We start from the raw sequence: 19,980 nt of genomic DNA, 5'->3' as shown, positions 1-19,980 counted from the left end.
CGCACGAGATGGCGAGTGAATTGCCACCATTGCCTCTAGCACCGCTGGCGGGCAGACTCCAGCGCTTCGTTGCCCAACCTGGGTCGCAAATCACAGGAATGCGATGCGCAATCTACCTCTTCTTCCTCTTGTACTGATGCTCTGCGTCGGCTGCTCCACGGCGCCGGTGAATGCTCCTGTGGCCGCCTCCCCTAAGGCTCCCGTGATTGCTGAGCCTACAGATCGGGTGCTCGACACGGCCGAATGCTCGGAACTCGGCAATATCGACCTGGATTCCTTTGCGAAGGGGAAGTTTGAAGGCAATCCTTATGGTTGGACGCACGCCCGGATTGACGTCGAACACGGCGCTGTCGTGAAAGTCGAAATCGTAAATTCAAGCCCGAAGAAGCTCTTCGACGAACAAGCCATCGCCATGATGAAGAGCTGGAGGTTTCCGTCGGGCGCATCCGCCAGCGGGTGCTTTGTGAGCCACCGATGGGACTGAAGCGCAGTACAAGACGTCCGCTTTACTGACCTGCCAGGTGTCGTTGTGACTGTCGACAGCAGCCACTCAAGATGACTTGGCCGGACGGATACGACTTATGAGGCGGCCAGCCGTTCGGATTTCCTGCGATTGCCCAGTTCCACTACCCGCGCGCCTGCCGATAGGCGGCGCCCGGGCCAAGACTGCCGCCCCGCGGACACAGACTGTCTATCAAGGTAGCGGCGGCTGTCCCCAAGGCGTTGACGGTGCGGGCGCAAAAAAGGCGGCGTCTCGAGTGAAAGACGCCGCCAAAGGGGCAACTACTACCAGTTGAAGTACCCCAGAGGAAAGTAGCACGCTCATGACAACGTCTACACCTTGTATAGCGCGGCCTAGGCGCCATGCGGGCCAGCGCAGAAATCGCAGAACCTTCCCTCAGCGGGGCTGATTTCTTGAGGTGTGCCCGCATGCGCAGCAAGCATTCCAGGCTGACGATGGCACCGTGCCCATCGTCAGCGCCGCAAACCGAGGTGGGTCCGCTCGCCTCCTGGCTCGCGCCATGAGCCAACCGTCGGTCACCATCGGGTGATGGACCAGCTCGCCAACCAAACCACTCCGACCAGCTTGCCTGACGACGGCATCTTGGCCCGCGTTCCAAGCCAGTTCGTTGGCCAGGCACAGGGCTCGCTGCCCGAGGCCGAACTCGTGCCACACGACGAGATTCGCATCGAAGTGGACGCCGGCTGGCTCGGTCGCGTGCGGCTTACCTTCAGGAAGTACCGCTACACCCGTCCGAAGGGCATGCGCTCGGCCGCGGCTTGGAGCTGCAGGCACGCGGAACCGGTCGTGCAAGTTGTAGAGGGCTGCCCGACTGAGCCGGTTGGGCGTGCGGACTGAGGCGGTAGACTCAAATGATGTACCAGGGGACCGGCATCTACACCTTGCCTGAGGCCGCACGCTTGATTCGCGTGCCGGCCCAGAAGATGCATCGCTGGCTCTATGGCTACTCGTTTTCAAAGAAGGCCAAGGGTGAAACGTCCCGTGGCTACTCAGAACCGCTGTGGACACCGCAGTTGTCGAAGGACGACTTCGACGCAGAGGTGATTGGTTTCCGCGACTTGCTTGAAGTCCGGTTTGTTGCGGCCTTCGTGGATCATGGTGTGCCGTTGCTCATCATCCGCAGGTGCCTAGAGACCGCCCGCGAGCTGCTCGACGTGGACTACCCGATGAGTTCAGGCGCGTTCAAAACCGATGGCAGGACGATCTTCGCCGAGGCTGTCGAGCGCAGCCGGAGCGACGGAACGCTTTTGGACCTGAAGAGCCGCCAGTTCGCGTTCCGAGACATCATAAGCCCGTCCCTTTACGCTGGCATCGAGTACGCCGGCAAGAAGGCTGTGAAGTGGTTCCCGCAGGGAGCCCGCAGCCCTGTCGTGCTGGACCCGGCCCGCCAGTTTGGAAGCCCCATCATCGACGCTTCCGGAGTGCCAACCAGCATCCTGTTCGCGTCGTACAAGGCTGAAGGCGCCAATGCCCAAGCGGCCAGCCGGACAGCCAGGGTATATGACGTGCCGGTGAGAGTTGTCGACGCAGCGGTCAGGTTCGAAGAGAGCCTGCAGCGCGCGCCCCATTGAACTTCTTTCTCGACGCCAACCTGCCGCCATGCTGGGCGGGTTGTCTGTCGGCTTGCAGCGGTTCTCAGTACCCCACAGAAGTCGGGCGGGTCGTCCACCTGCGCGAGAGGTTCGCCCCGTCGACGCCCGACACCGAGTGGCTTCACGCTCTCGCCCGGGAGCGCGACTGGTGCGTCATCTCATGCGATGGCTTCAGGAAGCGCAACGGCGCTGAGCGCAAGGCGATCCGGGACAACGGCCTGTCCGTCTTCGTGCTGCAGAACTCGTGGGCGAACTACCCCTATTGGGAGAAGACCTCGCAGCTGCTGCGCTGGTGGCCGCGCATCGTTGAGCAAGCGGTGGCTGTTGAGGGCATCGCGATGGAAGTGCCATGGAAGGTCAGCGGCAGATTCAGGCAGCTATAGCGGGGTGTCTCTACGACTTACGCCGCTTCGGAGTCGCGTTACATTTGCCGTACAAATCCACGCAGACGGTGCCCGCAAACGCCCGTTTAGGTAGCAACTGAGCTACCTCATACCAGGGGGCGGTCTGCTTCAAAGCTGAGGAGGCAGACCGATGCTAGCCAAGGGCTTTCCACGCATCCGCGAACGAGAAATCCTGCGCGTTGCCGGTGAGCTGGGGGGTTCTGATGCCGCCCTAGCCGCCACGGCTGCGCGTCATGAAGTGCTGAAGTGGGCTGCTACGCAGATCGGCACGGCGCTGACCGCTGATGCTTCGCAACTTGAGGCCTTCGAATTGTTTCGTGGCGGGCGCACCTGCATCGCCGCAGGCCTCGTTGACGAGCAGCGAACCCTGTGGGCGCTGCGCGTAGACCGCCCCGACGCCAACGTTGCGGCGCGTACTTGGACCACCGAAGTCACGCTGGGGTATGCGGCAGGAAACGGTCGTGCGCTCTTCAGCCTGCGTCTGCTCGTAGGTTCACCGGAAGACGAGTTGCTTATCGAGCCCGCTGTGCCTGCCGTAGTGCGACAGCTCGCTGCTGCATGTGGTTTGCTTCAAAGCGGCGCTCCGATGGCCAGTGCGCCTTGGACGGTAGTCTCGGAGCAGGACGCAGAGGCCCTAGTTGACCAATTGCTGGCTCCCAGTCGCAACATCACCTACCTGGTGTGTACGGTCCCCGAAGGTGAGACTGCCCCGCTCATCAACGCGCCATTGCTCGCCAAGGTCATGCTAGGGCTCGCAAGGGTCGTCATCGTTCCTGCCGCGTACACCTGGCTTTTGACTCGCGAGTTGGGCAAGTCACTTTCCGTCTATAACGGTGCCGTACGCGCCTACCTTCCTGGCTTCTCGCTAGACGCCAACCCGATGGCCCACCGGCTCTACCTCGTCAACTGGAAGCCGGGCGAGGATCGCGCTCGCGCCGCCTCAACGGCGTTGCGCTGGATGGCTGCGAACGAAAGCATCCGCCGCCTTGAATTGGGCTCGGACGTGCTCGCGTTCTCGGACGTGCGGCAGGCTAGCTTGGACCATGAACGTGAGCGCCTGCGCCAGACCGGCGGTGCTGACAAGGACCAACTTGCAGCTGCCCAGGCGCAAATCGCCGCACTCAAGGACGACCTACGCCGCGCCGCTGACACTCAGCAATGGCTTTCTGACGAGCACAAAGCCGCTGAGGAGCGCGCCCAGACCATTGAGCAGCAACTGCATGGTGCGCACTATCGCATTCAGCATCTGACCGACTTGATTAGAACGCGCGGTGACGAGCCTGATTTGGATGAGCAGCTTCCGACCACCTGGGCGGAGTTCGCCGATTGGTGTGACCAAGTGCTAAGCGGCCGCGTCGCGCTCGAAGCGTCCGCGCGGCGAGAAGTTCGATCCGCCCAGTTCGAAGACCCTCAAACGGCAGCGCGATGCCTTTTGTGGCTGGCCGGCGAGTACCGCGACTCGCGCATCAACGGCGGCAACGGCGACCTGCGCAAGGCCATAGACGACGGGGTTCACAATGACCGCTGTGGCGCTGACAGCTTCGACTATACGGGCAGCAATGGGCGTGTAACTGTGGAGTGGCACATCAAGAACGGTGGCAACACGCGAGACCCTCACCGCTGCTTGCGCATCTACTACTACTGGGACGAGGCCAGCCAGATGGTCATGGTGGTTTCCATGCCGGCCCATCGACGCAGCGGCGCGACTTGAACGGGGAACGTCCCGTAGGCCTCGCGTAGTCCTAGGGGCAGCTCTTGCGGGTGCAGCTCTAAGCGGTCATCCCTCACCTCTATCGGCGCACAGCAAGTTGCGGAGGGTCTGGTGGCAGGCGTGAGGAGGGCGCAGGCGTGGTCATGCTAACTTGAGCCCAACACGGCGGACAAAGAGGGCAACAGCTCGCTCGAGCACAGCCCGCTCGGCGCGCATGTCTCGTACGCAATCTGCCATGCGAGCATGCTCGATGCGAAGGTGCTCGAGGTCGACGCGGATGCTGTCGCGCAGCGCACTGAGGGCCTCGAGGTCTTGGCGGGTATGGGTCAGACGATCTTCGACGAGGTCCAGCTCCCGCGCAGCGACGCTGCGGCGTTGAAGCTGACTGGTTTCGTCGAAGGCTACGACCACGGCGTTGTTGTAGATGGAGCAGGTCATCAAGTAATCCCTAGCGGTGGAGGTGGGGCGGTGCGTGCCCCGAGCGCGGAGCCGTCATGCCTGGCCTCCGTGGGCAATCACCCAATTGCGGAGGGTCTGGTGGCTGACTCTCGTCTCCACGCTGACCGTTTGGATGGTCCCGCGACACTTGACCTGGCGCACGGCATCGCGCTTGAACTCATCGCTGTACCGGACGGACTTGGACCGGTGGCTGTGCTTCGGTTTCTGCACGCCCGCCATGCGCATCCAGCGATAGACCGCTGCCGCGGTGACGCCCAGCGATTCCGCGATGTCGGTGACGTTGCTGCCACCAGCGATCTGCGCGACGGCACGCGCACGCAGCTCATGGCTGACCTTGACGTTCGGCCGTGGGCGCCCCTTCAGAGACACGCCGGCATAGCGCAGCCAGCTGATGACGGACGTCGAGCGAACGTTCAGCTCCTCGCTCACCGAGGCGACAGAGCGCCCCTGCGTCACGACCAGGTCGATTGCCGTGCGCTTCAGCTCGTCGCTGTTCACGCGGCCTCCAGGTCTTGAGCTTCGGCCTTCGCTGCGGCGGCCTTGAGTTTGCGGCGCAGGTACTCGCGCACTGCGGCGCGGCCGGCCTGGTCGGCGAGGTTGTAGCCGTGCAGGCTGAAGTCACGGACATGCAGAACTTCCATCTGCTCCGCGCCGTCGCAGGAGACGAGCAGGTAGTCGCCATAGTGGTCGGTGAAGAGCTCGAACTGGCCAATGCGGCCGAAGGAGTAGTTATCGCTCGACGGCCAGATGGCGATGCAGCCGGTTTTGGTGGCCTGCGCCAGCGCGGCGAGCAGGTTGTGGGTGGCAGTCACGGGGTAATCCTTTCGTGGTGAGGCTGTCACTCCGTATAGGGTGATCGCACGAGATCGTGATCCGACTAAAACTGCCTTGAATTAGCTTGATTTTCCGTTTTGGCACTCGTAAAGTTTATTTGCGTTCAAAAAAGGAGCTTTGAGCATGGAAACGCAAATCTCTATCCCGATGCCCACGGAGCTGTTCTTGGGCCTCGCCGCTTTCCTCAAGTCACAGGGGGACTCGCGCGATCCAGTCGTCGCCGTAAGCGACGCTGTCGACTACTGGATGGACAACGCGAGCTGGAAGCCGGAGCTGCTGCGTCCTGCTCCAACTTCCAACTCGGGCTACCAGTGGAAGAGCCTCTTCCTGCCCGACGGCACCGAGGTGCGCATGCAATACAAGGGCGACTGGCACTACGCAAAGGTCGAGGGCGATAAGCTGATGTACGAGGGCGAACCCATCACGCCGGGGCGCCTGGCCAACACCATCACACAGACGAGCCGTAACGCCTGGCGCGACCTCTGGATCAAGCGGCCGGCCGACGCGGAGTGGCGCCTGGCAGATGACTGTCGCGAGGCGGAATAACGCTCGCGCTATTGAGGGAGGAACATGAGCTACGCGGAAAAGGAACTCGCTCCAGGGTTGGTGATGCACCTATGCCCCAGGACGATGCTCGGCAAAGGCGCCAAGGTGACCTGCGCGCCGCAATTCATGGTCCAGGGCTTCCACTTCTTCCTGGTCCTCGACGTAGGCGCCAAGCGCTGTCGCCTGGCGCCGTTGTACTCTGAACCGGGCCACGGGCGCGTCGCAATCTCGACGCAGGGCCGTACCGGTCATCCACTGTGGCTGAACGGCACCTTCCACTATCACGTCGAGCAGCTGTGGGACGTTAGCAAGCCCGTCGTCAGACAGGCCGCGAAGGCCGCTCACGATCAATCGCAGCCTGGTGTCCGAAACCTTCTCGACCCGGCCTTCATACCTGCAGTATGAAAAGGCCCGCGAGATGCAGGCCTGAGAGAGATCGGTGAGCTACCTCGATTGGTCGGCTTCGGCCTCCGAAGTGGCTACCGTCCAGAGAGTGCAGCTGGCAGTTGGCAAGCCGCGCGTGCCGGCGTCGTGCGCTTCTTGCAGCAGCTCCAGCAGCCCGGCGACGATGCCGGCGGCCGTGGTGCCGGTGCCGATGCCCTTCCTCGTCACTTTGCGGCCGTCCAAGAAGACGGCTTGGAGTTCCAGGGACCAGCCTCCCCGCAGGTCAGGGGCTGCGTTGAGTTGGATGACGGGGCGGCGGGAGTCGTGAACGTGCAACGGTTCAGCGGGCATCGTCGCCCCCCTCGCGTGCGGCGGCAGTCGCCGTGGGCGCCGCTGTCGGCTTGCCGAACGCCAACGGGAGCACGATGACGAGCGCAGTCGCCAAGAGCATGCCAATCGTGTCGCCGAGGTCGCCATTCAAGGCGCGTTCGAGCGTCAGCCCGACGCCTGCGGCCGTCACGACCGACAAGTAGGTTGTTGTCCGTGTCTGAGTCAATATGTCCTCCGAATAGCAGCAACGTCGCTGCACTCGGTATAGGACGCTCAGGGTCTGTAGTAGCCGTGCGCTCGGGCGTACTCTTCAACGTCAGCCCGATCAGCTGCGTCAGCGTTGCGCACGAGCGCGGTGAGCAGCCCGAGAAGCGCCAGTGGCAACGACAGCTCCAGCTCCTCTCGAGCCGCATCCATCAAATCAAGCCTCGCGTCATCGCGAACTGCGCCGACGTCGACCGGCAAGTCGACCACCCGCAGTGCCATGCCTTGCATCCCGTACAGCACCTGCCAAGCGCTCCGGCCGAAGGCACCACAAATGCCTGACGACAGCACCTTCTCGCCGGAGCGGATGCGGATGCACAGCAATCGCAACTGCATCTCCTGTTCGGGAGGCAACTTGAGCCGGCTCAACATCCTGGTCGGTGTTAACGAGCCAGGTGCAAAAAGCTGCTGCAGCGGGTAGTCGGTCGTTGGCCAGGATGCGGACATGCCCGCGGTATACCGCCAAACACCCGGTATCGCCGCCTCGCCTGCCACCAAGGCGGCGATACTCCGCGACAGGTCTGCGACAACGCTGCTTTTCCTCCCTGAGCATGCGGCGGATCACTTGGCCCCGCCATTGCGCGGGGCCTTTTCTCGTCACGCCAGAGCTGCCAGGACGCGCTTGGTCTAGAGCTGCCAGTCTGCCAGGCCGGTGAGCCCGCCGTTGATCCTCTGCGTGAGTTCCTTGACGTCACCAACATCGGCCAGCTTGCTGCATCCGTTAGCGTCCCAGAGCCAACCAGCGCTCTAACACTGTAGCCCCCTGGCGGTCTCCGACTTCATGGCCGCCACACCCCGCCCGCAGAGGTCGGAGCGCTTGCCCAGGCTGCATGACTCTCTTAACGTCGGAGAGCTCGACCAACTATTTTCACTCGCGGTGAAGTTTAGGAATTTCCTATCGGTGAAGATGTTCCACCGTCACAGTGGACGTTGTTCACTGGAGGTGAAGCTCTTTCACCGGCAGGGGCGCGCGGGCCTGGCCCCCTCGTGGATTCATGCCGACTGGTTGGGGTCGGTGCCACCCCCTGCGCATCGGCCTTTTCCGCCGGACCCCTCGGCGTTGAAGACACTAATCCCCGACGGCAGGCCCCGCTTCGTTGCGCTCTCGAAAGCACCCCACAGGCGCGGCAAAAGCACCCCAGTGGGCCGGCGGAGCACGGCTAATCCATATTCGGGCCTGGATGGTGGAAGCCGCTGAAGGCGGCGCCGGAGGCGAGGGTGCAGTGCTTGGGTGTGGTGTCCCGCCTCGGGCCCTGGTCGGACGTTGAGGTCCCGGCGTGAGCCGGGCAGGGAGCGTGGGACAGGTGGGACGAGCTGTTGTCCCAGGACTACGGCCGAGGGGGTAGCACTTCGACAAACCACCCCAGAAAGCACCCCCAAGGAGAGTTTTGGTGCCCGGAAAGGAAAAACGGGCTACGTCGTGTGACGTAACCCGTTGATCTACTTCAATAAAAATGGTCGGGACGGCGGGATTCGAACTCGCGACCCCTTGCACCCCATGCAAGTGCGCTACCAGGCTGCGCTACGCCCCGACTGAGCCAAGCAGTATAACCCAGAATTTGGCCGTTCCGGTCGTTCGCCGAATTTTTGCCAGGAAAACTCAGTTGATCAGGCTGGCGCGGATGGCCAGCAGCTCGGCACGCACCTGCTCGAGGGACGTCACCGGGTCCAGTGCGATCAGGGGCAGGGTCAGTGATGCTTCGGCGGCCTTGAGGGGCTGGGCATGCGACACGGGCACCCTGGCTGCAGCTTGCGTGGCGACGTGGGCGCCGGGGAGGAGGGCGATGTCTTCGCCGTCGTCGTCGAGTTCCTCCAATTCGGCCACTTCATCAGCCGCCTGGCCCGCTTCCTCTCGGAAGCTTTGGGCCAGGGACGCCGCCGACGACGGCGTCTCGTTGAGCTGGTTGCGCGCGCCGCTGATGGTGAACCCCTGGTCGTAGAGCAGGTCTCGGATGCGGCGGATCAGCAGCACTTCGTGATGCTGGTAATAGCGGCGGTTGCCGCGGCGCTTCATGGGCTTGAGCTGCGTGAACTCCTGTTCCCAGTAACGCAGCACATAGGGCTTCACGCCGCAAAGCTCGCTGACCTCACCGATGGTGAAGTAGCGTTTGGCGGGGATGGCGGGAAGCGCCTTATCCATGGCAAATTCTCATTGCGAATCAACAAGTTCGCGGGGGGAAAGCAGACTCTACTCGAAGTCTTCCCCGCTGGGCGCATCGCCTTGCACCTGCCCCTTGAGTTTGTGGCTCGCGTGAAAGGTAACGACGTTGCGCGCCTTGATGGGGATCGACTCGCCGGTGCGCGGATTGCGCCCCGGGCGCGGCGCCTTGCGGCGGATGTTGAAGTTGCCGAAGCCGGAGAGCTTCACGTCCTGACCTTTGACCAGGCTGTCGTGAAGGATGTCGAAGAAGGCTTCGACCATGTCCTTGGATTCGCGCTTGTTGAGCCCGAGCTTGTCGAACAGCAACTCGGCGAGTTCGGCCTTCGTGAGCGTGGGCGTCTCGAGGCTGCCGATGACGACGGCGGCGGCGTCCTTCTTGGTGTCGTTGGCGTCCATGAATCCTCCGTTCAGCCGCGCAGGCGGGCGCCCAGTTGTTGAGCGGTGGCCGCGACGATGGCGGTGACGACCGCATCGATGCGCTCATCCGTCAGCGTGGCCTCGTCATCGAGCAGTTCCAGTCGCACGGCCAGGCTGCGCTCATCCGCCTGCAGGTCGGTGGCGGTTCCCGCGGCCGGCTTGAAAACGTCGAACAGGCGGGCCGAACGCAGCAGTGGGCCGCCGGCCGCCGTGACGGCATTCATCAACGCGTCATGGCTGACGCCGTCCTTCACGACGAGCGCCAGGTCGCGCTGCACCGCTTGCTGGCGGGGCAGCGGCTGGCCATGGGGCAGGGTGCGGCCCAGCGAGGCTTCCAGGTCGAGTTCGAACACCACGGGCGCACCGCCACTGATCTCGTAGGCCTGGCGCCAGCGCGGATGCAGTTCACCGATGACGCCAATGGGTGCGCCATTCAACACGACGCGCGCGCTGCGGCCGGGATGAAGCGCCGGGTGCTCGGCGGCTTCGAAGCTCAGTGACTGCGGTGCGAACAGGGCTTCCAGATCGCCTTTGACGTCGAAGAAGTCGACAGCGCGATCCCGTTGGCTCCATTGCTGCTGGTCGGCCGGGCCCCAAGCGAGGCCGCCCAGGCGCAGCGGCTGCGCGATGCCTGCCACGGCCAGCGGGCCCTTCACCACGCCGGCATCGCGCTTGAACACGCGGCCCAGTTCGAACACACGCACGCGCGTCGCGCGGCGAGCCTGGTTGTGGCGCAGCACCTGCACGAGGCTGCCGATCAGGCTGGTGCGCATCACGGCCAGCGGCGCGGCGATGGGGTTGAGCAGCTTGATGGGATTGGTCTCGCCGGCCAGGTCGCGTTCCCAGCGCTCTTCGACGAAGCTGAAATTGATGGTCTCGAAGTAGTCGCGCGCGGCGACAGCGCGCCGCAGCGCATGCTGGCTCGATCGGCTCTCGGTGCGCGTGCGGCCCACGATGGGGGCCAGCGGCGGGGTCGACGGCAGGGTCGGGTAGCCCATCACGCGGATGACTTCCTCGATCAAGTCTTCCTCGATCTGCAGATCAAAGCGCCAGCTCGGCGGTGTGACCGTCAGCACGCCGTCGGTGGCGGCAAACGGCAGCCCCAGACGCGTGAACACACGTTCGCAGTCGGCCTGCGTGACCGGCATGCCGATGACTTTGGCAGCGCGCGCCACGCGCAGGGCCACCGGCTGGCGCACGGGCAGGTTGGGGGACTGGTCGTCCATCGGGCCGACCTGGGTGTCGGCGGTGCCGCAGATGTCGAGGATGAGCTGCGTGATGCGCTCGATGTGCTCGACGGTCTGGGCCGGGTCCACGCCACGTTCGAAGCGGTGGCCGGCATCCGTCGAGAAGTTGTAGCGCCGGCCACGACCCATGACAGCCTCGGGCCACCAGAAGGCGGCCTCGACATAGACGTTCTTCGTCTCGTCGGACACGGCGGTGTGGTCGCCACCCATGATGCCGGCCAGGGACTCGACTTCACGGGCATCGGCGATCACGCCAACCTTCTCGTCGACCGTGATCGTGTTGCCGTTCAGCAGCTTGAGTTGCTCACCGTTGCGGCCCCAGCGAACCACGAGTTCACCGCTGATCTTGTCCAGATCGAAGATGTGCGACGGGCGGCCGAACTCGAACATCACGTAGTTCGAGATGTCGACGAGGGCGGTGACGGAGCGTTGGCCACAGCGTTCCAGGCGCTGGACCATCCAAACCGGCGTCGCGGCCTTCGTGTCGATGCCTTTGATGACGCGGCCGGAGAAGCGACCGCAGAGATCCGTGGCCTCGATGCGGGCGTTCAGCTTGGCATCAGTCGTGGGCGTCGCGGCCGGGAACTCTGGCTTGAATAGCGGTGCGCCGGTCAGCGCGGCCACTTCACGGGCGATGCCGTAGACCGACAGGCAATGGCCGAGATTGGGCGTGAGCTTGAGCGTGAAGAGGGTGTCGTCCAGCGCGAGATGCTTGCGGATGTCTTCGCCCACGGCGGCGTCCGCGGTCAGCTCAAGCAAGCCGCCATGGTCTTCGGAGAGCTTGAGTTCGCGGGCCGAGCACAGCATGCCGAAGCTCTCGACGCCGCGCAGCTTGCCGACGCCGATCTTGAAGGGCTTGCCATCCTCACCCGGCGGCAACTCGGCGCCAACCGTGGCCAGCGGCACCTTGATGCCGGCGCGGGCGTTGGGCGCACCGCAGACGATCTGCAGCGGTTCGCCGTTGTTGAACGCGGCGCCGGCGTTGACCTTGCAGACGCGCAGCTTGTCGGCGTTGGGGTGCTGGGTGGCCTCGAGGATCTCGGCCACGACGATGCCGTGGAAGGGCGGCGCGACGGGGCGCAGCTCTTCCACCTCCATGCCGGACATGGTCAGCAGCTCGGCCAGTTGGGCGGTAGACAGCGGCGGATTGCAGAACTCGCGCAGCCAGGACTCGGGGAATTGCATGGTCTTGTTCTTCTGGAAAGACTTGAACTGGAGAACCTGGGAGGCTCAGCGGAACTGCGCCAGGAAACGCAGGTCGCCGTCGAAGAAGGCACGCAGGTCATTGACGCCGTAGCGCAGCATGGCCAGGCGGTCGATGCCGGAGCCGAAGGCGAAGCCGATGTAGCGCTCGGGGTCGAGGCCCATGTTGCGGATCACTTGCGGATGCACCTGACCCGAGCCCGAGACTTCCAGCCAGCGGCCCTTGAGCGGCCCGCTCTCGAACATGATGTCGATCTCGGCGCTGGGCTCGGTGAACGGGAAGTAGCTGGGGCGGAAGCGCAGCTGCAGTTGGTCAGTCTCGAAGAAGGCCGTGATGAAGTTCAGGTAGACCGCCTTCAGGTCCTTGAACGAGATGTTCTCGCCGACCCACAGGCCTTCGACCTGGTGGAACATGGGGGAGTGCGTGGCGTCACTGTCCACACGGTAGGTGCGACCTGGGGCGATGACGCGGATCTCCGGCATCGTGTCCTGACCGGCGTAGCGCTTGGCGTGGGCCTGCGCGTAGCGGATCTGCATCGGGCTGGTGTGCGGGCGCAGGTTGAGCCAGGCGCCGTTCTCGTCCTTCATGTCGACGTAGAACGTGTCCTGCATCGAGCGGGCCGGATGATTCTCGGGGTTGTTCAGGGCCGAGAAGCTGTACCAATCGGTCTCGATCTCCGGGCCGTCGGCGACGTCGAAGCCCATCGACGAGAAGATGGCCTCGATGCGCTCCATGGCGCGCGTGATGGGGTGCAGGGCACCGGTGCCGCGCTGGCGGCCGGGCAGGGTGACGTCGAGCGCCTCGGCCTTGAGCTGCTTCTCCAGCTCGGCAGCAGCCAGCGCCTCGCGGCGGGCATTGAGGGCAGCCTCGATGGCCACCTTGCATTGGTTGATCTCGGCGCCGCGGGTCTTCTTTTCCTCGATGCTCAAGGCGCCGAGGCCCTTCATCAGCTCGGTCACGCGGCCCGTCTTGCCGATGTACTTGGCCTTGGCGTTTTCGAGTTCGGCGGGCGTCGGGGCGGCGGCAAAGTCGGCTTGGGCCGCCTGCAGCAAAGCGTCGAGATCAGACATTCGGGAATTCGGAAATGAAGAAGGGCCGACCCAGTGGGCCGGCCCTCAAAAGTTTGCGTATCCCGACGAGTCGGGACGGTTCGCAATCAGGCGAGCGCGGCCTTCACCTTGGCGAAGATGCTGGCGAAACCAGCCGGATCGTTGACGGCCAGATCGGCGAGGACCTTGCGGTCGATCTCGATCTGGGCCTTCTTCAGACCCGCCACGAACTTGCTGTAGGACAGGCCCAGGCCACGCGAGGCGGCGTTGATACGGGCAATCCAGAGCTGACGGAAGACGCGCTTCTTGGTGCGGCGGTCACGGTAGGCGTATTGGCCCGCCTTCATCACCGCCTGCTTGGCGATGCGGAAGACGTTCTTACGACGACCGCGGAAGCCCTTGGCCAGAGCCAGGACCTTCTTGTGACGGGCGCGAGCGGTAACACCACGTTTGACGCGAGGCATGTGTTTCTCCTTTAGTCGTTGGTGGGATTACAGACCGGCGAAAGGCAACATTTGAGCCATGTGGCCCATGTTGGTTTCGTGCACGTTCACAGCGCCGCGAAGCTGACGCTTGTTCTTCGTGGTCTTCTTGGTCAGGATGTGGCGCTTGAACGCCTGACCGCGCTTGACGGTGCCACCCGGACGAACGCGAAAACGCTTTTTCGCGCTGCTCTTGGTCTTCATCTTGGGCATGTGAATGCTCCTTTTAAGTGTGTCCCTGGGGCGGTGACGAAAGAGCCCGTCACGCTTGTTGGCCTCAGGAGACTTGTGAACTGGCCGGCGACCAAACCGACCAGTTGAACCTGCAAAGGTCTCAGCGCTTCTTGGGCGCCAGGACCATGATCATCTGCCGACCTTCTAGCTTCGGCATGTTCTCGACCACCGCCACATCGGCCAGTTCATCGCGGATCCGCTCCAGGAGGCGCATGCCGATTTCCTGGTGGGTGATCTCACGGCCCCGGTAGCGCAGCGTCACCTTGCCCTTGTCGCCGTCTTCGGCGATGAAGCGGCGCAGATTGCGCATCTTGATCTGGTAGTCGCCTTCGTCCGTGCCCGGGCGGAACTTGACTTCCTTGATTTCGATGATCTTCTGCTTGGCCTTGGCTTCGGCAGCGCGCTTTTGCTCCTGGTACTTGAACTTGCCGTAGTCCATCAGCCGGCAGACCGGCGGATTGGCGGTGGCGGAGATCTCAACCAGGTCCACATCCAGATCGCCCGCCATGCGCAGGGCTTCCTGGATGCTGACGATCCCGATGGGTTCGTTCTCGGGGCCGTTCAGACGGACTTCGGGAGCCATGATTTCGCGGTTCAACCGGTGCTTGCGCTCCGGAATCGCACGACGGTCGGCAAACGTAGCGATGGTGTAGACCTTTCAACGGGCTCCAAGGCGAGGAGCCCAGACAAAACAAATCGCGCCCGGAGAGCTCGTCAGACCTTGTTGGTGATGTCTGCGGAGATCCTGTCGAGGAAGTCCTGCAGAGGCATCACGCCGAGATCCTGGTTGCCACGGGCGCGGACCGCAACGCTGCCATTCGCCTTTTCCTTGTCACCCACGACGAGGATGTACGGCAGCTTTTGCATGGAATGCTGACGGATTTTATAGGTGATCTTCTCGTTGCGCAAATCAGCCGAGGCCCTAAGCCCTTGTTTTTGCAGCGATTTCACAATTTCCGCCACGTAATCGGCCTGCGCGTCCGTGATATTGGCCACCACGACCTGCGTCGGCGCCAGCCAGGTGGGCAGGGCGCCGGCGTGCTGCTCGATCAGGATGCCGATGAAACGCTCCAGGCTGCCGACGATGGCGCGGTGCAGCATCAGCGGGCGCTTGTGCTCACCGTTCTCGTCGACGAAGTCGGCGTCCAGGCGCTCCGGCAGATTGGGGTCGACCTGGATGGTGCCGCACTGCCATTCACGGCCGAGGGCGTCCTTGAGCGTGTACTCGATCTTAGGGCCGTAGAAGGCACCTTCGCCGGGCAGGTAGGTGAAGTCGCAGCCCGAGGCCTTCAGGCCTTCGGCCAGCGCGGCTTCGGCCTTGTCCCAGCTCTCTTCGGTGCCGATGCGCTTTTCGGGGCGCGTGGAGAGCTTGTAGATGATGTCGGTGAAGCCGAAGTCCTTGTAGACCTTCTGCAGCAGCGTCGTGAACGCGGTGACTTCACCCTGGATCTGGTCTTCCGTGCAGAAGATGTGGCCATCGTCCTGCGTGAAGCCGCGCACGCGCATGATGCCGTGCAGGCCGCCCGAGGGCTCGTTGCGGTGGCACTGGCCGAACTCGCCGTAGCGCAGCGGCAGGTCGCGGTAGCTCTTCACGCCCTGCTTGAAGATCAGGATGTGGCCGGGGCAGTTCATCGGCTTGAGCGCGTAGTCGCGCTTCTCCGACTCGGTCACGAACATGTTCTCGCGGTACTTGTCCCAGTGGCCGGTCTTTTCCCACAGGCCCTTGTCCAGGATCTGCGGGCCCTTGACCTCCAGGTAGCCGTTGTCGCGGTACACGCGGCGCATGTACTGCTCCACTTCCTGCCACACCGTCCAGCCCTTGGGGTGCCAGAAGACCACGCCCGGGGCATGTTCGTCGATGTGGAAGAGGTCGAGTTCCTTGCCGAGCTTGCGGTGGTCGCGTTTCTCGGCTTCTTCCAGCAGCGTCAGGTACTTCTGCAGGTCGTCCTTGCTGGCCCAGGCCGTGCCGTAGACGCGCTGCAGCATCTCGTTGCGATGGTCGCCGCGCCAGTAGGCGCCGGCCACCTTCATCAGCTTGAAGTGCTTGAGCTTGCCGGTGGACGGCACGTGCGGGCCGCGGCAGAGGTCTTCGAACTTGCCTTCGGCATACAGCGAGACGTCTTCCCCCGCGGGGATGCTGCCGATGATCTCGGCCTTGTAATGCTCGCCCAGGGCCTTGAAGTGGGCCACGGCTTCGTCACGCGGCAGCACGCGGCGCACGACCTTCTCGTCCTTCTTGGCGAGCTCGGTCATCTTGGACTCGATGGCGGCCAGGTCTTCGGGCGTGAAGGGGCGCTTGTAGGAGAAGTCGTAATAGAAGCCGTTGTCGATGACCGGGCCGATCGTGACCTGGGCGTCGGGGTAGAGCTCCTTGACGGCATAGGCCAGCAAGTGAGCCGTCGAGTGGCGGATCATGTCCAGGCCGTCGGCGTCCTTGTCGGTGACGATGGCCAGGCTGGCGTCCTTGTCGATGACATGGCTCAGGTCGACGAGCTTGCCGTCCACCTTGCCGCCCAGCGCGGCCTTGGCCAGGCCGGCGCCGATGCTGGCGGCCACGTCGCCGACCGTCAGCGGGGCGGGGTACTCACGGCGCGAGCCGTCGGGGAGTTGAATCGAGATCATGGGTGCTCCGTTCGTGGGGCAGAAAACAAAAAGCGCGGCCACTTGCCGCGCTTTGTTCTTGCCCGAAGGCAGGCGTGACGAGCCGCGGCCGACTAGGTACCGGTGAAGGTGGTCGTAGTTCGCGGTGTCATAACCAGGGTGCCTTTCTCGCTCTTGTGAGGGGAGGGAGCCGAGATTCTAAAGGCTCAGCGCCTGCAGGCTGTCGCGCGCGGTCAACGTGGCGAAATCGTCGGCCAGGCGCTGGCTCTCGGCCACCGCGATGCGCCAGCGGCGGCGGCGTTCCTCGGCGTCGAGGTGGATGAAATCGTTGCGGTCGGGCAGTTTGGCTCCGGGCAGGGCCGCGATCCATTCGGGCGACGGGCACAGCAGCACGACGTTGTCGAGGAAGGCGGTCGCGCGGTGGCGGTGCTTGAGCGCCTTGTCGAGCCAGCCAGGGACGACCTGGCGCTGGAAATGCGGGTACAGCACCAGCGGTGCGCCGCTGGCCTGCAGCGCGCGGTAGTCCAGGTGCAGGTGGTAATCGGTGATGCCGCCGTCCCAGTAAGCGCCGCGCGGCGCACCGGGCAGGTCGTGCTGGGCCTGCAGCCAGAACGGGATGGAGCAGCTTGCCAGCAGGGCGCCGCGCAGGTTGGCACGCGAGAGGTGCACCTCGCGGCTGGTGAAATCGTTCAGCGTCAGCGGCAGGCGGTCGCGCGGGTCCGAGAAGATCACCCGCTCCAGGAAGCGCCCGAGCAGCGGACGCGACACCGCATTCGCCGCGAACGCGCCCAGGTAGCCCAGCGGCGTGCGCAGCCGGCCCTCGCGCGCGAGCAGCCCCAGGCCCTTGTGCTGGCCCCGCGAGGTGACGATGTGCAGCCGCCAGCGTGGGTGCGCCAGCACCTCGGCCTCGCGGCCCTCGAAGATCTCCGCCAGGATCTCGCCGAAGCGCCGGCTCACGCCCTCGGGCCGCGGGCGCTTTTCGCCCGGCAGCACGTCGTATTCCTGGGTGACGTAGGCCTCGGCCATCACCTCGAAGGCATGCGCCACGCCGCGATGCGCGAGCGCGGCGGTCGCCATCCGCCAGGCGCCGATGCTGGCGCCCACCAGATGGATCTTGTGCGAACTGCGCGCCAGCCAGTCACCGAACAGATGGCGGTCCAGCCCATTGAGCGCCAGACCTTTCGGCCCGCCCGCCGCGGCCGGAATGAGCCCGATGTCCTCGGCGCGCAGGCCGCGCTCAGCCAGGCGCGCGCGGGCGGCCGGGCCGGCGTAGACCTGCAACGCCCCCGTCATCAGAACTTGTGCTCCCAATTGACCGACCACCAAGCCACCGGCTTGCGCTCGCTCAGGTTGTAGTCACCATTGATGATGGCGACGCGTGTGCCCTGCTTGGGCTGGAACAGGCCGTTCACCGAGAAGCGCACGCCGTCTTGCTTGCTGAGCTGCGCCGCGACGAAGGCGTCGAGCGAGCGCGCCGGCAGGGTTTCCTGGCTCTGCAGCGCGGTCTGCTGCACATTGAACTTGGGCGCAATCTGGGCGCTGAAGCCCATGTTCACCGGCAGGCTCTTCAGGCGGTAGTCGGCACCAAAGTTGAACTGCCAGGGCTGCTGGCCCTCCAGGCGGTTGTCGGGTCCGGGGATGTCGGCGACCCGGGAGCGATACAGGTTCAGCGAGGCGCGCATGCTCAGCGCCGTCGCTGGCTCGAACAGGCTCGGGAAGAGTTCCGACGCACGGCCCTTGATCTCGAACTCCAGGCCTTCGGTCGTGGCCTTGCTCAGGTTGATGGGCTTGGCCACCCAGCGCGGCACACTGGCCCAGCTGACGTTTTGCTCCAGCACCAGCGAGTTGCGCACCAGGCCGGTGATGCGGCGGTGGAACACGCCCACGGAGATCAAGCCGCCAGCGGGCAGGTAGTTCTCCCAGGCGATGTCCAGGCCGGTGGCCAGCTCTGGCTTGAGGTCGGGGTTGCCGATGCGGTCGGGCGCCGTCTGCGTGTTGGTGCGGGCGTTGGCGCCGGTGGCCGGGTAGTCGGTGTTGATCGTCGGGCGCGCGATCAGCTGTTGCACGTCAGCCGCCTTGTAGCTGCGCGTGAGGCTGGCGCGGATCAGGTCGCGGGCCTTCGGGTCGGGCTTGAAGTTCAGGTGCAGCAGCGGCGTGGTGACCTTGCTGGTGCTGTTGAACTCGCTGCCGATGCCGTTGCTGACCGTCTTGATCTGCTCATGCCGCACACCGAAGTAAGCCGACCACTGCTTGTTGATCTCCCATTCGTCCTGGGCATAGGCCGCGGTGCGCGTGATGGTGGCATCGAAGGGCTGGCCTTCGATGCCGGGCAGCAGGTCCACGCCGTTCTCGACCGTGCGGCGGGTTTCGTCGCGCGCGCGGCGCTCGATCTCGGCGCCGGTGGTCACCGTGTGCGCTTCGCCGGCGTACTGGCTGTATTTGCCCGACAGCGTGGCGTTGCGGTTGCTGTTGTCGCCCGTGGTGGTGCGGGTCACCGTCTGCACACCGTTCTTGTCGCGGCCCAGGAAGTCGAACTTGAAATCGGCGCCGCCACGGCCCGCGCCGGCGCGCAGCTCGACGCGGCGGTCTTCGCCGAAGCGGTTGTTGTATTGCAGGTTAACGCGCTGGGCCGAGAAGGTGCCGCGGTTGTGGGTCTCGTCGAGCACGCTTTGCGGCAGCACACTGCTGGCGTTGGAGGCTAGCACCTCGGTGGTGTTGTTGCCGTCGTTGAAGAAGCGGTTGGTGATGAAGAAGCCCTGCAGCGACAGGGTCTCGTCATCGCCCAGCTTCCAGTTCAGGCGCGGCGAGACGTTCACGCCGCGGCCGTGCGAGCGGTCGGCACCCGAACTGCTCAGTCGCGTGGCGCCGGTGTCGCGCAGGCGCTCGCCGTCGGTCTCGTTGCGATTGTCCCACTGGAAGACATTGATCGGCAGCACGAAGCCCAGGCCGCCGACCGTGCGGTTGCCGTAGGTGAAGCCGCCGTTCACGATGGGCTTTTCGTTGGCATAGGCCACGCCGATGCGCAGGTCCTTCTGCACGATGCGCGGCGCGTCCTTCAGGATGATGTTGAGCGTGCCGGCGATGGCCTGGGCCGTCTGGTCGGCCGTCGGGGCCTTGCTCACTTCCAGGCGTTCGACCTGGGCCGGGTTCAGGTTGTCCAGGCTGAATCCCGGGGGCGCCGGTTCGCCGTTGACCAGGATCTGCGTGTAGGCGCCACCCAGGCCTCGCATGCGCAGCTGGCCGCCAGAGACGTTGATGCCGGGCAGGCGCTTGAGCACGTCGCTGAGCTGGGTGTCACCGTACTTGTCGAGCTCCTCGCGGCCATAGAGTTGCTTGGCCACGGGTTCGCGACGGCGCAGGTCGGTGTCGGTCTGCTGGCGCGTGACCGACACGCGCTCCAGCTGGTTGGCGTTCGGGGTGGGCGTGGCGGTCGTCGTGGCGCGGTCGACCTCCTGCTGGGCCAGCGCAAGTGCCGGGCAGAGCAAGAGGAGCGAAGCGAGGGCGGGCGTTTTCAAGCAGGTCTCCGAGGGTGTCGAGG

The 19,980-nt window shown here is 64.5% G+C and carries 23 protein-coding genes and 1 tRNA gene; 7 read left to right on the top strand and 17 right to left on the bottom strand.

Annotation, left to right across the window (positions count from 1 at the left end):
• Window positions 1-103: 103 nt before the first annotated feature.
• The 5 genes from CDO81_RS04680 (at window position 104) to CDO81_RS04660 (ending at window position 4,230) form a co-directional block, all read left to right on the top strand.
• Window positions 104-484: an energy transducer TonB gene (locus tag CDO81_RS04680; protein ID WP_088481954.1), complete on the top strand. Its 381-nt coding sequence runs from the start codon at window positions 104-106 to the stop codon at window positions 482-484.
• A gap of 567 nt (window positions 485-1,051) precedes the next feature.
• The gene (locus CDO81_RS04675) at window positions 1,052-1,360 is read left to right on the top strand and encodes a hypothetical protein (protein ID WP_088481953.1); all 309 of its coding nucleotides are present in this window, start codon (window positions 1,052-1,054) and stop codon (window positions 1,358-1,360) included.
• 17 nt (window positions 1,361-1,377) lie between these two features.
• Window positions 1,378-2,094: a DUF433 domain-containing protein gene (locus tag CDO81_RS04670; RefSeq protein ID WP_241516838.1), complete on the top strand. Its 717-nt coding sequence runs from the start codon at window positions 1,378-1,380 to the stop codon at window positions 2,092-2,094.
• Window positions 2,091-2,498 (top strand): PIN-like domain-containing protein, encoded by a 408-nt coding sequence (locus tag CDO81_RS04665; RefSeq protein WP_088481951.1) that lies wholly within the window; start codon window positions 2,091-2,093, stop codon window positions 2,496-2,498. Before CDO81_RS04670 ends, CDO81_RS04665 begins: the two co-directional genes overlap by 4 nt.
• A gap of 151 nt (window positions 2,499-2,649) precedes the next feature.
• Window positions 2,650-4,230 (top strand): hypothetical protein, encoded by a 1,581-nt coding sequence (locus tag CDO81_RS04660; RefSeq protein WP_088481950.1) that lies wholly within the window; start codon window positions 2,650-2,652, stop codon window positions 4,228-4,230.
• 141 nt (window positions 4,231-4,371) lie between these two features.
• Here CDO81_RS04660 and CDO81_RS04655 read toward each other — a convergent pair whose 3' ends face one another.
• Genes CDO81_RS04655 through CDO81_RS04645 form a run of 3 tightly spaced genes read right to left on the bottom strand, consistent with a single transcriptional unit; the run spans window position 4,372 to window position 5,501 of the window.
• Window positions 4,372-4,668, bottom strand: a complete 297-nt coding sequence (locus tag CDO81_RS04655; protein WP_088481949.1) for a hypothetical protein — start codon at window positions 4,666-4,668, stop codon at window positions 4,372-4,374.
• Window positions 4,669-4,722: 54 nt separating this feature from the next.
• Entirely contained in the window at window positions 4,723-5,187 is a 465-nt protein-coding gene (locus CDO81_RS04650; protein ID WP_088481948.1) for a transposase, read from the bottom strand.
• A complete protein-coding gene (locus CDO81_RS04645) occupies window positions 5,184-5,501 on the bottom strand; it encodes a hypothetical protein (RefSeq protein WP_088481947.1) in 318 nt (105 codons plus the stop codon). The genes CDO81_RS04650 and CDO81_RS04645 overlap by 4 nt, the downstream gene beginning before the upstream one ends.
• A gap of 145 nt (window positions 5,502-5,646) precedes the next feature.
• Between CDO81_RS04645 and CDO81_RS04640 the strand changes: the two genes are divergently transcribed.
• Window positions 5,647-6,069 carry a hypothetical protein gene (locus CDO81_RS04640; protein ID WP_088481946.1) on the top strand — a complete coding sequence of 141 codons (423 nt, stop codon included), beginning with the start codon at window positions 5,647-5,649 and terminating at the stop codon, window positions 6,067-6,069.
• 24 nt (window positions 6,070-6,093) lie between these two features.
• A complete protein-coding gene (locus CDO81_RS04635) occupies window positions 6,094-6,474 on the top strand; it encodes a hypothetical protein (RefSeq protein WP_088481945.1) in 381 nt (126 codons plus the stop codon).
• A gap of 39 nt (window positions 6,475-6,513) precedes the next feature.
• Here the strand turns inward: CDO81_RS04635 and CDO81_RS27965 are convergent, their stop codons facing one another.
• The 14 genes from CDO81_RS27965 to CDO81_RS04565 form a co-directional block, all read right to left on the bottom strand.
• A complete protein-coding gene (locus tag CDO81_RS27965) occupies window positions 6,514-6,804 on the bottom strand; it encodes a hypothetical protein (RefSeq protein ID WP_158218162.1) in 291 nt (96 codons plus the stop codon).
• On the bottom strand, window positions 6,794-6,982 hold the full coding sequence (locus tag CDO81_RS04625) for a hypothetical protein (protein WP_088481943.1): 189 nt from the start codon (window positions 6,980-6,982) through the stop codon (window positions 6,794-6,796). Before CDO81_RS04625 ends, CDO81_RS27965 begins: the two co-directional genes overlap by 11 nt.
• 74 nt (window positions 6,983-7,056) lie before the next feature.
• On the bottom strand, window positions 7,057-7,494 hold the full coding sequence (locus tag CDO81_RS04620) for a hypothetical protein (RefSeq protein ID WP_144397131.1): 438 nt from the start codon (window positions 7,492-7,494) through the stop codon (window positions 7,057-7,059).
• A 1,008-nt stretch (window positions 7,495-8,502) separates the two neighbouring features.
• Window positions 8,503-8,579: transfer RNA gene (locus tag CDO81_RS04615), tRNA-Pro, on the bottom strand.
• Between the two features lie 68 nt (window positions 8,580-8,647).
• A complete protein-coding gene (locus CDO81_RS04610) occupies window positions 8,648-9,187 on the bottom strand; it encodes a MerR family transcriptional regulator (protein WP_088481941.1) in 540 nt (179 codons plus the stop codon).
• A gap of 48 nt (window positions 9,188-9,235) precedes the next feature.
• Window positions 9,236-9,604 (bottom strand): integration host factor subunit alpha, encoded by a 369-nt coding sequence (locus CDO81_RS04605; RefSeq protein WP_088481940.1) that lies wholly within the window; start codon window positions 9,602-9,604, stop codon window positions 9,236-9,238.
• An 11-nt stretch (window positions 9,605-9,615) separates the two neighbouring features.
• Complete coding sequence (pheT, locus tag CDO81_RS04600; protein WP_088481939.1) at window positions 9,616-12,057, bottom strand: phenylalanine--tRNA ligase subunit beta; 2,442 nt, start codon at window positions 12,055-12,057, stop codon at window positions 9,616-9,618.
• A gap of 45 nt (window positions 12,058-12,102) precedes the next feature.
• Complete coding sequence (gene pheS / locus CDO81_RS04595; RefSeq protein WP_088481938.1) at window positions 12,103-13,146, bottom strand: phenylalanine--tRNA ligase subunit alpha; 1,044 nt, start codon at window positions 13,144-13,146, stop codon at window positions 12,103-12,105.
• Window positions 13,147-13,232: 86 nt separating this feature from the next.
• Window positions 13,233-13,589: a 50S ribosomal protein L20 gene (rplT, locus tag CDO81_RS04590; protein WP_025564000.1), complete on the bottom strand. Its 357-nt coding sequence runs from the start codon at window positions 13,587-13,589 to the stop codon at window positions 13,233-13,235.
• A 27-nt stretch (window positions 13,590-13,616) separates the two neighbouring features.
• Entirely contained in the window at window positions 13,617-13,820 is a 204-nt protein-coding gene (gene rpmI, locus CDO81_RS04585) for a 50S ribosomal protein L35 (RefSeq protein WP_028601240.1), read from the bottom strand.
• A 121-nt stretch (window positions 13,821-13,941) separates the two neighbouring features.
• Window positions 13,942-14,487, bottom strand: a complete 546-nt coding sequence (gene infC / locus CDO81_RS04580) for a translation initiation factor IF-3 (protein ID WP_088481937.1) — start codon at window positions 14,485-14,487, stop codon at window positions 13,942-13,944.
• Window positions 14,488-14,555: 68 nt separating this feature from the next.
• On the bottom strand, window positions 14,556-16,463 hold the full coding sequence (thrS, locus tag CDO81_RS04575) for a threonine--tRNA ligase (protein ID WP_088481936.1): 1,908 nt from the start codon (window positions 16,461-16,463) through the stop codon (window positions 14,556-14,558).
• A 177-nt stretch (window positions 16,464-16,640) separates the two neighbouring features.
• Complete coding sequence (locus CDO81_RS04570; protein WP_088481935.1) at window positions 16,641-17,735, bottom strand: patatin-like phospholipase family protein; 1,095 nt, start codon at window positions 17,733-17,735, stop codon at window positions 16,641-16,643.
• The gene (locus tag CDO81_RS04565; RefSeq protein WP_158218161.1) at window positions 17,735-19,957 is read right to left on the bottom strand and encodes a TonB-dependent receptor plug domain-containing protein; all 2,223 of its coding nucleotides are present in this window, start codon (window positions 19,955-19,957) and stop codon (window positions 17,735-17,737) included. The genes CDO81_RS04570 and CDO81_RS04565 overlap by 1 nt, the downstream gene beginning before the upstream one ends.
• Between the last annotated feature and the right edge of the window lie 23 nt (window positions 19,958-19,980).

The organism is Roseateles puraquae (assembly GCF_002205845.1).
Taxonomy (GTDB): domain Bacteria; phylum Pseudomonadota; class Gammaproteobacteria; order Burkholderiales; family Burkholderiaceae_C; genus Pelomonas; species Pelomonas puraquae.
Note: the sequence above shows the minus strand (reverse complement) of the source record. Positions and strands in the feature narration are given on the sequence as shown.

Coding starts and splice junctions, on each gene's coding strand:
- CDO81_RS04680 (WP_088481954.1), top strand. CDS start 104: ATGCGCAATCTACCTCTTCTTCCTCTTGTACTGATGCTCTGCGTCGGC.
- CDO81_RS04675 (WP_088481953.1), top strand. CDS start 1,052: ATGGACCAGCTCGCCAACCAAACCACTCCGACCAGCTTGCCTGACGAC.
- CDO81_RS04670 (WP_241516838.1), top strand. CDS start 1,378: ATGTACCAGGGGACCGGCATCTACACCTTGCCTGAGGCCGCACGCTTG.
- CDO81_RS04660 (WP_088481950.1), top strand. CDS start 2,650: ATGCTAGCCAAGGGCTTTCCACGCATCCGCGAACGAGAAATCCTGCGC.
- CDO81_RS04655 (WP_088481949.1), bottom strand. CDS start 4,668: ATGACCTGCTCCATCTACAACAACGCCGTGGTCGTAGCCTTCGACGAA.
- CDO81_RS04640 (WP_088481946.1), top strand. CDS start 5,647: ATGGAAACGCAAATCTCTATCCCGATGCCCACGGAGCTGTTCTTGGGC.
- CDO81_RS04635 (WP_088481945.1), top strand. CDS start 6,094: ATGAGCTACGCGGAAAAGGAACTCGCTCCAGGGTTGGTGATGCACCTA.
- CDO81_RS27965 (WP_158218162.1), bottom strand. CDS start 6,804: ATGCCCGCTGAACCGTTGCACGTTCACGACTCCCGCCGCCCCGTCATC.
- CDO81_RS04620 (WP_144397131.1), bottom strand. CDS start 7,494: ATGTCCGCATCCTGGCCAACGACCGACTACCCGCTGCAGCAGCTTTTT.
- CDO81_RS04610 (WP_088481941.1), bottom strand. CDS start 9,187: ATGGATAAGGCGCTTCCCGCCATCCCCGCCAAACGCTACTTCACCATC.
- CDO81_RS04605 (WP_088481940.1), bottom strand. CDS start 9,604: ATGGACGCCAACGACACCAAGAAGGACGCCGCCGCCGTCGTCATCGGC.
- pheT (WP_088481939.1), bottom strand. CDS start 12,057: ATGCAATTCCCCGAGTCCTGGCTGCGCGAGTTCTGCAATCCGCCGCTG.
- pheS (WP_088481938.1), bottom strand. CDS start 13,146: ATGTCTGATCTCGACGCTTTGCTGCAGGCGGCCCAAGCCGACTTTGCC.
- rplT (WP_025564000.1), bottom strand. CDS start 13,589: ATGCCTCGCGTCAAACGTGGTGTTACCGCTCGCGCCCGTCACAAGAAG.
- rpmI (WP_028601240.1), bottom strand. CDS start 13,820: ATGCCCAAGATGAAGACCAAGAGCAGCGCGAAAAAGCGTTTTCGCGTT.
- thrS (WP_088481936.1), bottom strand. CDS start 16,463: ATGATCTCGATTCAACTCCCCGACGGCTCGCGCCGTGAGTACCCCGCC.
- CDO81_RS04570 (WP_088481935.1), bottom strand. CDS start 17,735: ATGACGGGGGCGTTGCAGGTCTACGCCGGCCCGGCCGCCCGCGCGCGC.